We start from the raw sequence: 14,336 nt of genomic DNA, 5'->3' as shown, positions 1-14,336 counted from the left end.
GGGAGAGCGGGCTTCAGACCGCGAGGGGTAGCGGCTCGGCCGGCGCCTGTAGCGGGAAGCGGACGTGGATGCGGCAGCCCTGGGCATAATCGGGGTCGATCTGGATGAGGCCGCGATGTTGGTTGACCACCTCCCGTCCCCAGGTCAGTCCCATGCCGACATGGCGCCGGGTTTCGCCGGCCCGGGTACTGAAAAATGGCTCGAAAACCTTGACGTGCAGATGAGCGGGTATGCCGGGGCCGGTATCTTCGATACACACATGGATTTCGCTGCCGTTCGAGCAGGTGAAAAAGCTCAGCTCCCGGCGCGGGCCGCCGTCCTGCCACATGGCGTCGACGGCATTGTCGATGAGCTGTTTGAACAGCACGCGCAGGCGGTTTTCCAAGCCATGCAGGGGCGGCAGTTCGGGGACCGGATGCCAGTTGACCAGGATGCCGTGTTCGCGCAGCGCCGGTGCCGTGAGCGAGAGAGCTTCGTACAGGATCTGGTTCAGGTTCACCGGCGCCGGATTTTCCGTATCGGCCTGAGGAAGGCTGTTTTGCAGGGTCGCCACGGAAGCCAGGCCGGAGTCGAGGATATGCTGCAAGGCCTCGATGAGGGCGTCATGCTGGTGATCGCTGTTGCGCCGCCGCAAGGTGTTCTGCGTGGCGGCAACCAGATTGATCGGGCCCTGCAATTGGTAAAGCGCGCCGGACAAGGCTTCTTTCAGGCTCAGCCTTTTTTCTTCCTCGGCCAGGGAGGCCCTGAGCGCATCGACGCGCGCCGCTTCCTTGGCCCGCTGCCGGGAGGTGCGGGTGGGTCCGGCGATGTCGGGCAACGGGTTCGAAGCGGGGGCCGGGAGCCATGCGGTGCGGGGGGCGGAGGTCTTGATGCCGCCGCAATAGCCCTTGAGCTTCTGGCAAAAACGGTGGAGCGTCCCCTGGGGGCAGGCTTCTGAAGTCAGGAAGTAAGAGGCTTTCGGCATGTTGGGTTCACCGTCGAATGCTTGTAGGAAGCGCCCCGAAAAGCATGGGACTCGAGGGACTCAAGCGCGCGGGGGCCGGACACCGGCTTACGCTCCGTTTCATCCGGCAAGCCCGGCATTTCCGGGTCGGACGCCATGGAATTCCTCCAGGGATCAATACCGGTAATGGCTAAGCAGACAGCATGCCAATGGGCCGGCCATGGGCTGCGCGCGCGGGTGCGGCGTCATTGCCCATGCAAGCATGTTGCGAATCCGACAATGGGGCCTGCGATTGCCGGCTATCCGACACTGCCCGGCCGGCGGAAGCCCCGCGTTTCGACCTTTCAACTTCTTAACTTTCAGCCATAGCCAGGACAACACCATGATTTATATCGTCGAGTTTCCCCACCAAGCACGTCCATCCGCATGGTTTGCCTTCGATAAAGAGGATTTCGCCCGCAAGGTTCAAGCGAGACGTTCGGGCGGGCAGACCCTGTTCGCGACGGCGACTCCACGCCAGTTGCTCGAAGCGGCCGGCTTTACGCCGGACTCGCCCGGTGCTCGCGACGCACAGGCCGGGCTATTCGATCTCGCCGAAGCGCATGGTTGGGACACGCCGCTGTACCGGGCGGATTATCTGCTGGGCGACGGCGTCTATCAGGCCGAGCCGGTGAGCGAATTCGAAGCCCATGTCGCGGCCATCGCCGAAGACCTGCAAACCTGCCGGGTCTATATGTCCGACGAAGCGGCGACCAACGCGCTTTATCGGGATCCGCTCTACGACGGGAGAGAGGGCATCTATGCCCACGTGGCTTTGCGTGACCAGTTGATCGCACTGGAAGTCATATCCGACGATTTGTGACGGACGGCGGAGGCAAACACATGACGGTCGAACAACTCATCGTAGCCCTGCAGAACATGCCCAAGAACGCGGTCGTCCTCTATGAAGGCGACGCCGGCTACGCGCTGGTCGGCGGCCTGAGTCTGCAGGAAAACGGCTCAGGCGTCCCGGACGAAGTGATCCTGTTTCCGGATATGAACGAGTGATGCCGGGCCGGTAGACGGGTGATACGCCGGGCATGTTGGTAGCATCTCGACCGATTACGCTTTAAATTGTCCGGCTTAATACCGTACACTTTAAGGCCATGAAACGGAGGAGGCCCTGATGCCCAGAGATACCACCCGCAGCGCCCGGCTCGAAGCGCGCATTTCTCCGGACGTGCTGGCCATCGTCAAACGCGCTGCCGAACTCCAAGGCCGCAGTATCAGCGACTTCGTCGTGGCGGCGGCACAGGAAAAGGCGCAACAGACGATAGAGGAAAGCAGCGTGCTCCGACTGTCCTTGGAAGACCAGCGGCGTTTCGTCGATCTACTGCTAACCCCACCCGCACCCAAGCCCGCGCTGCAACGTGCAGCCCAAGCCCACGCCGAATTGATCCAGGGCTCGTGACGGCCCGCTTCGCGATAGCGGCCCTGACCCCGGGGCATGACAGGGCAGGGTTTGCCTGCGGCGTCGAGCCGCTGGACCGGTACTTCCGCGAGCAAGCGAGCCAAGACATGCGCCGGCGCGTGGCCGCTTGCTATGTCGCTGTCGAAATCGCCACCGGCAGGATTGCCGGGTACTACACCCTCGCAGCAGGCGGCATCCCGCTGGTCGAAGTGCCGGCCAGCTTGGCAAAGCGGCTGCCCCGTTACTCGGCCGTTCCCGTTGCCCGTCTTGGCCGCCTCGCCGTTCATCTGGATTATCGCGGGCAAAAACTCGGCGCAGCCCTGTTGTGGGATGCCATGACGCGGGCCATCCGCTCGGAAGTGGCCGTGTTTGCGCTAGTCGTGGATGCCAAGGACGATCACGCCGCCGCCTTTTATCGTCACCACGGCTTCGTGGCGTTCGGCAGTTTGCCGCATCAATGGGTATTGCCCCTTACCCACCGCATGTTCGGGGAGCCCGGTTTTTAAGTCCGGCCATCGAGGCAAAACATCCAAACGTAAAACGGGGGCAGACACGATTATTTTTCGATGTCATGTTGTATATTTGCAATAATTTGTTGCGCTTTTCCTACAAAGCATTACGATCAGGGGCGAGAAGATCCGATGAGCGAGGGGCGGGAAAGCGGTCGATCGCGGGCTGAACCACGATGTCGACGGCTTACCCGGGTCATATACAAAGAGCACGAAGTGCTCATATAAGTGCCGGGGCTGCGGGGTATCACGGAGTCTGATTCGGCTCACCGGGTGTAGGGATCGTTGAAGTTGGCCTTGGCTGATTTGATGCGCAAGATAGGGAGAGACGACTATGAATATTCATCGTGAAAACAGGGCGATCGGAGCGATAGCCCTATTGGGTGGCGCCCTGCTCTCGGGGCTCTGCAGTCCTATCCATGCCAAGAATATCGCCGAGACTAAAACGGCCTGGGAAGCGGCGTTCCCGTCGGCCAACAAACCCGAGTTCATGAAGAACCTGGGATTGTCCGTGGGTGGATGGCTGGATGCCGGTATCAGCACCAATTTCAACAGCTCGCCCGATCGGTTCAACGGCCCGGTCGGTCTCAATGACCGTGACGCCGAGCCGCAGATCAAGCAGCTCTATCTGTACCTGGAGCGCGAAGTCGCCAAGCAGGGCGATTCCTGGGACTTCGGCGGCCGTTTCGATTTTCTCTACGGCACCGATGCATTCATCGCCCAGTCCACCGACCACTGGGACCGGGGCTTGATCACCGACGGCACCTCGCGTTTCTACAACATCGCCCTGCCCCAGTTATACGCCGAAATCTACGCCCCGGTCGGTAATGGCCTTACCATCAAGGCGGGGCATTTCTATGGACTGACCAATTACGAGTCGGTCATGGCGCCGAACAACTTCTTCTACTCGCGCACCAACAGTTTCACCTGGGACGGACCCTTCACCCACACCGGCGTGCTGTTGACTTACCCAATCACCGCCAATTTTTCGATCACGGGCGGCGGTGTCATGGGGTGGGATAACGTCAACAAGGACATGGGTAACTGGAATTTCCTCGGCAAGTTCGGCTGGACCAGCGATGACAAAAAGATTGCGACCTCCGCGGCGGTCGTCACCGGCGACAAGAGTTCGAATCAAGACAACCTGACGCGTTACACGCTGACCTACCAGCACGAGTTCATCGACCATCTCCATTACGTACTGCAGCATACCTACGGCATCCAGCAAAACGATCCGACTCGTGCCGGCAAGGACACCAAATGGTACGGCATACAAAATGGTCTCGTATACGAGATCGACGAAACGCTCGGTATCGGGGTGCGCGGGGAGTGGAACCGCGATCAGGACGGCGTGCGCTATCGCCTGAACGACCGGCCCGGTAGCACGCCCGTAGGGATCGGCTCCAGCTATTACGAGGTCACCACCGGCGTGAACTGGAAGCCGCTCAAATGGGTTGTGGTCCGCCCGGAAGTACGCTACGACTGGGCTGACAAAGCCAATGCTTTCGACAACGGCCAACGCAAGAGTCAGTTGATGTTTGCCACGGATGTAGTGGTGCGGTTCTGAATCCTTTGCCATCCATGGTGAGGGGTACGACCGCCCGACGGGCTCACCGCGCTGAGGCAGCGTTGCCTCAGCGCAAGCGTCGCCGCTTGCAGTCCTCGATTTCCGTTGTTTAAACCTCGGCCGGAGCTTCCTTTACTTCAACCGAGTCGGATTCCGATGTTTCATCCGCCGGAGCGGGCTTTCCCAGCGCGGCCTGTAATACTCGGGCGAGGTGCAGGCCTTCTCGCTGGGCGCCGTCGCGGATTTGATGGCGGCAACTGGTGCCGTTGGCGATCACCAGAGTCTGGAGGTCGGCTTCCCGCAGCTTGGGCAGGAGGGCGAGCTCGCCCATTTGCATGGACACGTCGTAATGCTCGCTTTCCAGACCGAAGGATCCGGCCATGCCGCAGCAGCTCGATTCGATGAGTTCGGTTTGCAGGCCGGGCACCAGGCCCAGCACCTTGCGCATGGCTTTCATCGCACCGAAGGCTTTCTGATGGCAGTGTCCGTGCACCAGTGCCTGTACGCCGGGCAAAGGCTGCAAGGGGAGGTTCAGGCGTTTGCCGTCGTGTTCCTTGGCGAGGAATTCTTCCAGCAACAGCGCGCTCTTGGCGATCTTCGCCGTCTGCTCGCCGAACCCGAGGGCGTAATACTCGTCGCGCAGCATCAGCAGGCAGGAAGGCTCCAGGCCGATGATGGGCAGGCCTCGTTCGGCATAGGGTTCCAGCGCTTCGACCACACGCTTCGCCTCGGCCCGCGCCTGTTCGACCAGCCCGTTGGACAGATAGGTCCGTCCGCAACACAGCGGCCGCTGGCCGGATGCCGGGCGGGCGATGTGCACCCGGTAGCCGGCGGCCAGCAGCACGTCGAGGGCGGCCTGAGCGGTAGCGGGTTCGAAATGGTTGGAAAAGGTATCCACGAGCAAGACCACCTCGCGGCCGTCCTCGGTACCTACGGCCTGCTGCGGAGCATGGGAGAGGAAACTGCGTTTGGCGCCTTGCGGCAGACTGCGTTGCGCGGAGATGCCCAGCCCGCGTTCGAGTAGCCGGGCCAGCAGGGGCAGGCGTTCGCGCAGGCGCAGCAGCCAGCCCAAACGTCCCAGCCAGGGCGCCAGGCGGGGCAGGTTGGCCAGCAGGCGCTCGCGCAAGGGAACTCTACCCGACTGGCTCCAGCGCTGGGCCAACGCTTCCACCCGCAGCAAGGCCATGTCCACGCCGTTGGGACATTCGCGCTTGCAACCCTTGCAGCTCACGCATAAATCCATCGCCGCTTGCAACTCGGGACCGAGGAAGGGTTTGGGACCGTATTCCCCGTTGAGGGCGGCCTTGAGGGTGGCGGCCCGGTGCTGGGTCGAATGCGCCGTATCCTGGGTGACGCGGAAGCTTGGGCACATCACGCCTTTTTCGCTGCGCTGGCACTGGCGGTTGCCGATGCAGACCGCAGCCGCCTTGCCGTAGGCACCGCCTTCGGCGGGCAACGCCGCATAGGCGTCGCCGGCGCCGTAACTGTCGTAGGCGGACCAGTCGAGTTGAGTTTCCATGCCGTCGAATTTGCTGTGAAAACCTTAGGGATGCAGGACCGGTGCCAGCCCAAGGCCTTATGCAAATGACTGATATTGCGGCGAGATCAGGAGTTCGGTCTGTCGCGATTGCGACAGACCGGACTATTGCATGACCGGCGCGGCCTTGCTTTCCGGCTGGGGCGGATGGGCGCAAGGTCCGGCCTGATGCTGGATCAGGCGGATCTCGCCGTCTTCCTCGATGAAGGTATTGCTGGCGACGAAGATCTCGCCCTGGATTTCCTCGTAGCAGACCACCGTGGCGAGCGTGCCGTATGCCAGGACCTGGGCATGGTGCGGGACGGCGTAGCCGGTGGCCGGGTTTTGCAGGATGTTGTGCCAACTGGCGAGGATGGCCTCGCGCTCGGTCAGCGCCGGCCAGCCCGGATGGATGCAGAGCAGCGGCGATGCCTGGGCCCACAAGCGGTCCATCGCGGGGAAATCGCGCTGGGAAAAGGCCAGGTAAAAAGCCTCGTTGGCGAAGAGGGCGGTGTGGATGTCCATGGCGGCAGTATATCTTTCGCGCCGGAATTGTCGCACCCGCGTCATGTTCGCCGCTTTTGTCGCCTTTCCTACAAAGATGGCCCCGGCAAAAGCCGGGCGATCCCAGACAGATTAAGCCTATAGCCACGAAAGTGCGTTGGCGCACATTCTGCTTCGGCAGGTTCTATACGATCCCACAGGCGGAAAGCGCCATGAGCGCCGTGACTGGCGGCGACGAACGGCGCGGAGATATCCACCCGATTTCACCGGTCCTGGCCCCAGGCCCTTCTATCATCGGCACCCAGAACGCATCAGTGACAACATCTCCCGGAACGGCCACGCCATGTTGAGTGCACGACTGAAACCCGAACCGAGCTGGGCGGACCGGCTGCCGACGATAGAGGCCTTCATCGGCAACACGCCTTTGGTGAGGCTGCAACGCCTGCCGGGGGATAGCCGCAATATCGTGCTGGCCAAGCTCGAAGGCAACAATCCGGCCGGCTCCGTGAAGGACAGGCCGGCCTTGAGCATGATCCAGCACGCCGAGGCGCGCGGCGACATCAAGCCGGGCGATACGCTGATCGAGGCGACCAGCGGCAACACGGGCATCGCGCTGGCCATGGCGGCGGCCATCAAGGGCTACCGCATGATCCTCATCATGCCGGAGCACATGAGCGAGGAAAGGCGCGCGGTGATGCGGGCCTTCGGCGCGGAACTCATCCTGGTGTCGCGCCAGGGCGGGATGGAAGAAGCGCGCGACCTGGCCATCCAAATGGAGCGCGAGGGCCGCGGCCGGGTGCTCGACCAGTTCGCCAATCCGGACAATCCGAGGGCCCACTACGAAGGCACGGGGCCCGAGATCTGGCGCGATACGGAAGGCCGCATCACCCATCTGGTGAGCGCCATGGGCACCACCGGCACCATCATGGGCCTCTCGCGCTTCCTCAAGGAAAAAAATCCGGCGATCCAGATCGTCGGCGTACAGCCGGCCGACAAGGCCAATATTCCCGGTATCCGCCGCTGGCCGGAAGCCTATCTGCCGAAGATTTACGACGCCGCCCGGGTGGACCGCATCATAGACGTGGGCCAGGAAGAGGCGGAATCCGCCACCCGGGCCTTGGCGGCCGAGGAAGGCATCTTCGCCGGAATTTCATCCGGCGGCGCGGTGGCCGCCGCGCTCAGGCTGTCCGCCGAACTGAGCGACGCCGTGATCGTGACCATCGTGTGCGACCGCGGCGACCGTTATCTCTCTACCCACGTATTCCCCAGCCGTTGACAGGGCATGACATCCAAGCGGAGATCAGGGTAATGAACGAGCAGCCTCGCGTCTTCCGGAGCATCGTCGGCGAACCTGCGGTTTCGGAGCCGCCTTCCCTGCTGGCGGAATGGCGGGAGGACGTGGCCTGCGTGTTCGAGCGCGATCCCGCAGCGCGCACCCGCTTCGAGGTGCTGACGACTTATCCCGGCGTGCACGCCATCCTCCTGCACCGCCTCAGCCACCGCCTGTGGTGCCGCGGCTTTCTTTACGCGTCGCGCCTGCTGTCCTTCCTGACCCGGCTGTGGACCAATATCGACATCCATCCCGGCGCCACCATAGGCCGGCGCTTCTTCATCGATCACGGCGCCGGCGTGGTGATCGGCGAAACGGCGGTGGTCGGCGACGACGTCACCCTCTACCACGGCGTGACCTTAGGCGGCACGAGCTGGAACAAGGGCAAGCGCCATCCCACCCTGGGCGACGGCGTGCTGGTCGGCGCGGGCGCCAAGATCCTGGGGCCCATCACGCTGGGAGACCGCGTGCGCGTGGGCGCCAATTCGGTTGTGGTCAAGGATGTGCCGGCGCACAGCACCGTTGTCGGCATACCGGGCAAGGTCGTGCAAGCGCGGCGGGAGGCGGCCATGAATCCGCGCGGCATCGACCTCGACCACCATCGCATCCCCGATGTGGTCAACCAGACCCTCATCGGCCTGAGGGAGCGCATCGAGGTGCTGGAAAACCGCCTACTCGCGTCGGCCTCCGCCGAGAGCGGCCGCTGGCACGGCTATTACGAAATCCTGGAGATGTGCGAGGCGGCCATGGACGAAGCCGAGCAGGACGACGACCTGGACCGCGCGGCGTGAGTGGGCGCCGTCCCGTTTCCTCAAGCGGCGGCTAGCCGTCTTCCTGTATCCACCTTCGTATCGTAGGCAGCCGGAAACGCGCCGGGTTTCCGGCCGTCCCCTGCCGTAACCGAATCATGCGAGCCGCCCAAGCGGCAAGAAACGTTATGCAAACGGTCGAAAAACAAGACAATCTGGAACTGGTCACGATCTACGAGATCAGCAAGATCCTGGGCTCGTCCCTGGATCTCGGCAAGACGATACGGGAGGTCTTGAACGTCCTCTCTTCGCACATGCACATGTGCCGCTGCATGATCGCCCTGGTGCAGGACAGCGGCGAGGTGCACATCATCGAGGCCAGCGGCCTGAGCCAGGACGAAATCAAACGCGGCCGTTTCCAGAAAGGCGAGGGCATCATCGGCAAGGTCATCAACACCGGCTTGCCCATCGTCATCCCCAACATCGCCGAAGAACCCCGCTTCCTCAACCGCACCGCATCGCGCCCGCTCTCGGCGGACCGGGTGATCGCCTTCGTCGGCATCCCCATCAAGATTTCCGGCGCCACCATAGGCGTGCTCAGCATCGACCGCGAGATGAATGGCTACAAAGGCTCGCTGGAACACGACGTGCGCCTGCTCAAGATGGTCGCCAACCTCATCAGCCAGACGCTGAGGCTGCATCAGCATGTGGCCGAGGAACGCGAGCAGATGATGCACGAGCAGCATCGTTTGCAGAAGGAAGTCAGGCCCAAGCAAGGCCTGGTCAACGTCATCGGCCAAAGCCGTTCCATGCAGGACGTGTTCGTGGAAGTGGAACGGGCCGCGGCGGTGAATTCCACGGTCTTGCTGCGCGGCGAGAGCGGCACCGGCAAGGAGATGATCGCCAACGCCATCCATCAGCTCAGTGCGCGCAGCAACGGCCCTTTCATCCGGGTCAATTGCGCGGCCCTGTCGGAAACCCTGCTCGAATCGGAGCTGTTCGGCCACGAGAAGGGCGCGTTCACCGGCGCCACCCTGGAACGCAAGGGCCGTTTCGAACTGGCCGACGGCGGCACCCTGTTCCTCGACGAAATCGGCGAGATCTCGCCCGCATTCCAGGTGAAGCTGCTGCGCGTGCTGCAGGAGCGCGAGTTCGAGCGGGTGGGCGGCAACAAGCCGATCCAGGTCGACGTGCGCCTGATCGCCGCCACCAACCGTAACCTCGAAACGGCGGTGACCGAGGGCGAATTCCGCGCCGACCTTTATTTCCGCATCAACGTCATCTCCATCATTCTTCCTCCGCTCAGAGACCGGCGGGAAGACATACCGTCCCTGGTCGAGCATTTCCTGGAGCGCTTCAACCGGGTCAACCAGCGCCAGGTCGACCTGTCGCAGGAAGCGATGCAAATCATGACGGAGTGTTATTGGCCGGGGAATGTCCGGGAGCTGGAAAACTGCGTGGAACGGACCGCGGCCATGACCAAGGGCAAGGTCATTCAGGACATCAATCTGCCCTGCCAAAGGAATATGTGCTTCTCCATCGCGCTGCGGCCCATTACGCAAATCGCCAGCCCGGTGCCGAAAATCGCCCCCCAGTCCGCGCCGGCCGCGGGGGGATTCGATGCCGTCGCCAAAGACGACGTGCCGGAATTCAAATCCGCCCGCGAACGCCTGATCTGGGCCATGGAAGAATGCGGCTGGGTGCAGGCCAAGGCCGCGCGTTTCCTGGGCATCACCACGCGCCAGATGCACTACGCCCTGCAGAAATATCACATCGAGATCAAAAAGCTTTGAGCGGCCCCGGCTCGTTTGGCGGGAAGACTCATCGTCGGATTCCGAACGGGATTGGCCAAGAGCCGCCGTCTTTGTCGCATTCCCAACAAACTCCTACAAATACCGCCTCTTTGTGCCGCTCCGGACAGTCTGGCAATACCTTAACGATTAGGTATGTAATTGAGTCCATTGAATATTATCGGGTGGTATGCGCTTTGCATTGACAGCATCGTTGATCTCTATCGATGTTCCGCTTTTCGTTACTCCGGCTAAGGGACGGCCAACGGGGACGATGAGCCGGGCGGAACGCCACAGAGACGAATAAACAAACCTAGGAGCAAGCGATGCAAACAGTACACAACGAGACAGAGGCGGGGGCCGCCAATGTTGCCGCCGGCGAGTCGGTGGACGAAATCATGCAGAAGGTCGCCGAACACAAAGGTTGCGGCACCTCCGGCGGTTCCGGAAAAGCGAGTTGCGGCACCGGTGCGGGCGAGAACGATCTGCCCCAGGAAATCTGGGACAAGGTCAAGAATCATCCCTGTTACAGCGAAGAAGCGCATCACCACTACGCGCGCATGCACGTCGCGGTGGCCCCAGCCTGCAACATCCAGTGCAACTACTGCAATCGCAAATACGACTGCGCCAACGAAAGCCGTCCCGGCGTCGTCAGCGAAAAGCTGACCCCGGAACAGGCCGCCAAGAAGGTGCTGGCCGTAGCTTCCACCATCCCGCAGATGACCGTGCTGGGCATCGCCGGTCCCGGCGATCCGCTGGCCAATCCGGAAAAGACCTTCAAGACCTTCGAGCTGATCGCCAAGACCGCGCCGGACATCAAGCTGTGCGTGTCCACCAACGGCCTGACCCTGCCCGATCACGTGGAGCGTCTGTCGCAGTACAACATCGACCACGTCACCATCACCATCAACATGGTCGATCCCGAGGTGGGCGCCAAGATCTACCCCTGGGTGTACTACAACAAGAAGCGCTATACCGGCATCGAAGCGGCCAAGATCCTCACCGATCGTCAGTTGCAAGGCCTGGAAATGCTGACCGAGCGCGGCATCCTGTCGAAGATCAACTCGGTGATGATCCCCGGCATCAACGACCAGCACCTGGTCGAGGTGAACAAGGCGGTGAAGTCGCGCGGCGCCTTCCTGCACAACATCATGCCGCTGATCTCCGCGCCGGAACACGGCACGGTATTCGGCCTGACCGGCCAGCGCGGCCCCACGGCGCAAGAGCTCAAGGCGCTGCAGGATAGCTGCGAAGGCGAGATGAACATGATGCGCCATTGCCGCCAGTGCCGCGCCGACGCGGTGGGCCTGTTGGGCGAAGACCGCAGCGCCGAGTTCACCACCGACAAGATCGAAGCGATGGAAGTCACCTACGACCTGGAGTCGCGCAAGGCTTACCAGGAAGCGGTGGAGAAAGAGCGTCAAGCGGTGGTCGCTGCCCGGCAGGAAGAGCTGCAGACCCTGGCGGGCGCGCACTCCGACATCAAGATGCTGATCGCGGTCGCCACCAAGGGCAGCGGCAAGGTCAACGAGCATTTCGGCCACGCCACCGAGTTCCAGATCTACGAGCTCAGCACCGAAGGCGCCAAGTTCGTCGGCCACCGCCGCGTCGACCTGTATTGTCAGGGCGGCTACGGCGAGGAAGACGCGCTGGCCACCGTGATCCGCGCCATCAACGACTGCCATGCGGTGTTCGTGGCCAAGATCGGCGGTTGCCCGAAGAACGACCTGAAGGCGGCGGGTATCGACCCGGTCGATCAATACGCCAATCAGTTCATCGAGCAGTCCGCAATCGCCTACTTCAAGGAGTATCTCGACAAGGTCTCCAGCGGCGAAATCGAACACGTCGTCAAAGGCGATGCGGAGATACGCCAAGGTGCCTTGATCGCGGCCTGACGCCGTCGATCAGATCCGTTCGCCCCCGGTTCGGGACAGTCCCGGGGGCGGGCAAACTGTGCAGAGGTGAAATATGGCTTACACAATCGTCGAGGATAACTGCACGGGATGTTGCGCTTGCGAACCGGAGTGTCCCAATCAAGCCATCTCGGAAGCGAAAGGCGGGCTGTTCGTCATCGATCCCGCTTTATGTACGGAATGTATCGGACACCACGACGAGCCGCAGTGCGTCGCCGTCTGCCCGATCGAAGAGACCTGCATCATTGACCTCAATTACCCGCGATACGAAGCGGCATAGGAGAACTTTATGGATCTAACGATTACTCCCAGCGCGGCAAAATTCATACAGCGCATGGTGCGCTTCGGTGGGGCCGGCGAAGGCGCCGGCTTCCGCCTCTCGGTCAGTCCTGGCGGCTGCTCCGGACTGGCCTCAGAATTCAGCGTGGAAGCCGAGCCCCTGGCCGGCGACGCGGTGGTCGTCATCGACGGCCTGAAGCTGTTCCTGCCGGCGGAAAGCCGCTTGCTGCTGCAAGGCGTCACCATGGATTTCAAGGACACCCCGCTGCAGAGCGGTCTGGTGTTCGTCGATCCCAAGGCGGCCGGTTGCGGCACCTGCGGGACCAGCGCCCCGCCGCCGGCCGAAGTGGCGGTTTCGATTTCTTCCATACCCATCAAGAGCGCCTGAGCGGGTGGGGTTATGACACAAGGTTCGGCGGCAAGACAGAACGCGCTCCCTCACCCCGGCCATCTCCCGGAGGGAGATCCAGGTGTTCGCTACGCGACTTCTGCTTTGACGGACGAAGAGCGTGTCGCGGAATGTTTGGGCGTGGGCTTGCCGCCCGAGGCCGAGGAGCATTTGCGTCTGGCCGGGCAGAACTATCACCAGGATGAGGTGGCCTTGGCGCACCTGCAGGCCGCCTGGGATATCGCACCGGGTCACGCGGCGGTCTACATCGGCAAATACCGGTTTTATTTCTACAAGAACCGTTTGGCCGAAGCCCTGGCCGTCGGTACGGAATGCCTGGCCAAAGCCGCCGTCGACAACGGCCTGTCGCCGAACTGGCGCGAGGCTAGCCCCGAGGCCGCGGATTTCAGCAATTTCGCCGCCATCCTGCCGCGGTTTTTCCTGTTCACGTTGAAAGGCTACGCCTATCTGCAGATGCGGCTGGGCGATCTGGAAGAAGGCCGGGCCGCGATAGAAAAACTGCTGGAACTGGATCCCACGGACAAGGTCGGCGCCAAGGTTTTGTTGAATGTCCTCGACAGGCAGGCCAATGGGGACGACGAGGACTGACATCGAGGACGCGTGCGACTGGCAGGGCAAGCCGCTGGATTGTGCCGTCTGCGAGCGCCGCGCCTTGCGGGAAGAAGGCCACTGCCGTCTCGGCCACGCCTGCGCGCACGACCGCTATGCGCGGCGCATAGACCGCTTCTTTCGCTGGAATCCGCAGCTGGCGAAAGATTATCTCGAACATCCTTATTTCGAGACGCGCGCGGTGGCGGCCAAACATGTGGAACTGTTTTTCCTGCCGCGTTTGCTCGGCGATGCGGACGAAACCGTGCGGCAGAGCGTGGCGCAGCGTTTGCCGGTGAACTCGAAACACTTCAAGTCCCTGCTGCGCGATCCGCACCGCGAAGTGCGCATCCGGGTGGCGGAACGGCTGGAAGCGCGCGAGCTGATCGGCCTGATCGACGACCCGGATTATTTCGTCCGGCAGATCGTGGCGCGCCGGCTGCCCCAGGGCATGCTGGTGAAGATGATGCACGACATCGACCCGGAAGTGCGCAAGGTCGTGGCCCAGCGCGTGAGCGGGGAATGGCTGCCGGCCATGGCCAACGACAGGGAGACCAATGTCCGCCTGGCGGCGGTGCGGCGCATGGATCCGGGACAACTGAAACAGCTCATCAAGGACCCGGACTGGCAGGTGCGCTACGAAGTCGCCAGCCGGCTCGATGTGGCGGAACTCGAGCCCATGCGCGCCGACCCGGATCCGGCGGTTCATGAGCTGGTTGCCCAGCGTTTCGCCGGGCAATGCAAGGAAAACGGATTACCGAAAGCCTCTTAACGATTAGCGAGGGTACG

16 protein-coding genes are annotated in these 14,336 nt (G+C 62.4%); 13 read left to right on the top strand and 3 right to left on the bottom strand.

Annotated elements, in window-relative coordinates; genetic code table 11:
- Positions 1–13: 13 nt before the first annotated feature.
- Entirely contained in the window at positions 14–964 is a 951-nt protein-coding gene (gene nifL / locus JWZ97_RS19535; protein ID WP_205434745.1) for a nitrogen fixation negative regulator NifL, read from the bottom strand.
- Between the two features lie 361 nt (positions 965–1,325).
- Here nifL and JWZ97_RS19530 point away from each other — a divergent pair, with 361 nt between their 5' ends.
- The 5 genes from JWZ97_RS19530 (at position 1,326) to JWZ97_RS19510 (ending at position 4,469) form a co-directional block, all read left to right on the top strand.
- The gene (locus JWZ97_RS19530) at positions 1,326–1,805 is read left to right on the top strand and encodes a hypothetical protein (protein WP_205434744.1); all 480 of its coding nucleotides are present in this window, start codon (positions 1,326–1,328) and stop codon (positions 1,803–1,805) included.
- 20 nt (positions 1,806–1,825) lie between these two features.
- Positions 1,826–1,990: a hypothetical protein gene (locus JWZ97_RS19525; protein WP_205434743.1), complete on the top strand. Its 165-nt coding sequence runs from the start codon at positions 1,826–1,828 to the stop codon at positions 1,988–1,990.
- A gap of 118 nt (positions 1,991–2,108) precedes the next feature.
- Positions 2,109–2,393, top strand: coding sequence for a DUF1778 domain-containing protein (locus tag JWZ97_RS19520; RefSeq protein ID WP_205434742.1), 285 nt, complete (start codon positions 2,109–2,111; stop codon positions 2,391–2,393).
- On the top strand, positions 2,390–2,899 hold the full coding sequence (locus JWZ97_RS19515) for a GNAT family N-acetyltransferase (RefSeq protein WP_205434741.1): 510 nt from the start codon (positions 2,390–2,392) through the stop codon (positions 2,897–2,899). Before JWZ97_RS19520 ends, JWZ97_RS19515 begins: the two co-directional genes overlap by 4 nt.
- Positions 2,900–3,236: 337 nt before the next feature.
- Positions 3,237–4,469 carry a porin gene (locus tag JWZ97_RS19510; protein WP_205434740.1) on the top strand — a complete coding sequence of 411 codons (1,233 nt, stop codon included), beginning with the start codon at positions 3,237–3,239 and terminating at the stop codon, positions 4,467–4,469.
- A gap of 109 nt (positions 4,470–4,578) precedes the next feature.
- Here the strand turns inward: JWZ97_RS19510 and JWZ97_RS19505 are convergent, their stop codons facing one another.
- Both JWZ97_RS19505 and JWZ97_RS19500 read right to left on the bottom strand, forming a co-directional pair.
- Positions 4,579–5,988, bottom strand: coding sequence for a (Fe-S)-binding protein (locus tag JWZ97_RS19505; RefSeq protein ID WP_205434739.1), 1,410 nt, complete (start codon positions 5,986–5,988; stop codon positions 4,579–4,581).
- Positions 5,989–6,111: 123 nt separating this feature from the next.
- The gene (locus JWZ97_RS19500; RefSeq protein WP_205434738.1) at positions 6,112–6,510 is read right to left on the bottom strand and encodes a nuclear transport factor 2 family protein; all 399 of its coding nucleotides are present in this window, start codon (positions 6,508–6,510) and stop codon (positions 6,112–6,114) included.
- 322 nt (positions 6,511–6,832) lie between these two features.
- Here JWZ97_RS19500 and cysM point away from each other — a divergent pair, with 322 nt between their 5' ends.
- The 8 genes from cysM to JWZ97_RS19460 all read left to right on the top strand — a co-directional run bounded on the left by cysM (position 6,833) and on the right by JWZ97_RS19460 (position 14,319).
- Complete coding sequence (gene cysM, locus JWZ97_RS19495) at positions 6,833–7,765, top strand: cysteine synthase CysM (protein WP_205434737.1); 933 nt, start codon at positions 6,833–6,835, stop codon at positions 7,763–7,765.
- Positions 7,766–7,797: 32 nt separating this feature from the next.
- A complete protein-coding gene (gene cysE / locus JWZ97_RS19490; RefSeq protein ID WP_205434736.1) occupies positions 7,798–8,610 on the top strand; it encodes a serine O-acetyltransferase in 813 nt (270 codons plus the stop codon).
- Positions 8,611–8,756: 146 nt separating this feature from the next.
- Positions 8,757–10,361 carry a nif-specific transcriptional activator NifA gene (gene nifA, locus JWZ97_RS19485; RefSeq protein WP_205434735.1) on the top strand — a complete coding sequence of 535 codons (1,605 nt, stop codon included), beginning with the start codon at positions 8,757–8,759 and terminating at the stop codon, positions 10,359–10,361.
- A gap of 395 nt (positions 10,362–10,756) precedes the next feature.
- Complete coding sequence (nifB, locus tag JWZ97_RS19480) at positions 10,757–12,253, top strand: nitrogenase cofactor biosynthesis protein NifB (RefSeq protein WP_240342620.1); 1,497 nt, start codon at positions 10,757–10,759, stop codon at positions 12,251–12,253.
- Between the two features lie 73 nt (positions 12,254–12,326).
- Positions 12,327–12,551, top strand: coding sequence for a 4Fe-4S binding protein (locus JWZ97_RS19475; protein WP_205434844.1), 225 nt, complete (start codon positions 12,327–12,329; stop codon positions 12,549–12,551).
- Between the two features lie 9 nt (positions 12,552–12,560).
- Positions 12,561–12,938, top strand: a complete 378-nt coding sequence (locus JWZ97_RS19470) for an iron-sulfur cluster assembly accessory protein (RefSeq protein ID WP_205434843.1) — start codon at positions 12,561–12,563, stop codon at positions 12,936–12,938.
- Between the two features lie 105 nt (positions 12,939–13,043).
- Positions 13,044–13,547 carry a hypothetical protein gene (locus JWZ97_RS19465; RefSeq protein WP_205434842.1) on the top strand — a complete coding sequence of 168 codons (504 nt, stop codon included), beginning with the start codon at positions 13,044–13,046 and terminating at the stop codon, positions 13,545–13,547.
- Positions 13,528–14,319, top strand: coding sequence for a 4Fe4S-binding leucine-rich repeat protein (locus JWZ97_RS19460; RefSeq protein ID WP_205434841.1), 792 nt, complete (start codon positions 13,528–13,530; stop codon positions 14,317–14,319). Before JWZ97_RS19465 ends, JWZ97_RS19460 begins: the two co-directional genes overlap by 20 nt.
- Positions 14,320–14,336 lie beyond the last annotated feature (17 nt).

The organism is Methylococcus sp. EFPC2, assembly GCF_016925495.1.
In the GTDB taxonomy this organism is placed as follows: domain Bacteria; phylum Pseudomonadota; class Gammaproteobacteria; order Methylococcales; family Methylococcaceae; genus EFPC2.
The sequence above is the reverse complement of the archived record's forward strand: the minus strand, read 5'-3'. Positions and strand labels throughout refer to the sequence as shown.